This is a genomic window from Thermoactinomyces sp. CICC 10521 (assembly GCF_016055135.1).
Classification (GTDB): Bacteria; Bacillota; Bacilli; order Thermoactinomycetales; family Thermoactinomycetaceae; genus Thermoactinomyces_A; species Thermoactinomyces_A daqus.
This window is the reverse complement of the sequence record NZ_JAECVZ010000100.1, coordinates 1-573: the sequence shown is the minus strand read 5'-3', so window position 1 is coordinate 573 and position 573 is coordinate 1. Positions and strand designations below refer to the sequence as shown.

General features: G+C 52.5%; 1 pseudogene. It reads right to left on the bottom strand.

The features are described 5' to 3' along the window. A pseudogene (locus tag I8U17_RS18185) lies at positions 1–561 on the bottom strand (IS5 family transposase); the annotation flags it as partial. Positions 562–573 lie beyond the last annotated feature (12 nt).

Here is a 573-nt window from a genome sequence, read left to right as displayed (position 1 = left end):
GAAGGAGAGAGGACGACCTGGCTTTTTGGACCGGCGCTCAGCCTGATTTTTACGCTCTGGAATCGTGTGGGGAATGCCACGTTTGAGGAGAAGACGCCGACAAAATGGATAGCTGTAGCCGCGATCTGCAATCAAATGATCCGGCCTCTTACGAGGTCTTCCTTTTCCAAAACGGGGAACACAAATGGAGTCCAGCAATGCTTGTAATTGGGTACAGTCATGCTGTTGACCTGGGGTGATGGTAAAAGCGAGAGGACGACCTTTCCCATCACAAGCAAGATGAATTTTGGTCGTCAGTCCTCCACGGCTCCGACCCAGTGCCTCATTTTGGAAGTGAGGATCCCCCTTTTTTGGGCGCGCCTGCGGCGTGCTGATGAGCTCGGACAATTGTGCTGTCGACGAAGACGACCCAGTCGATATCGGAAACAGCATGGGAGTAGGTTGGACATACTTCAGCAAGCGATCCCAGGTTCCATCCTTCTGCCAACGAGTAAAGCGATAATAGCAGGTTTTCCAAGAACCATAGCGCTCGGGGAGGTCTCTCCAAGGAGCTCCTGTCCCAAACTTCCAAAG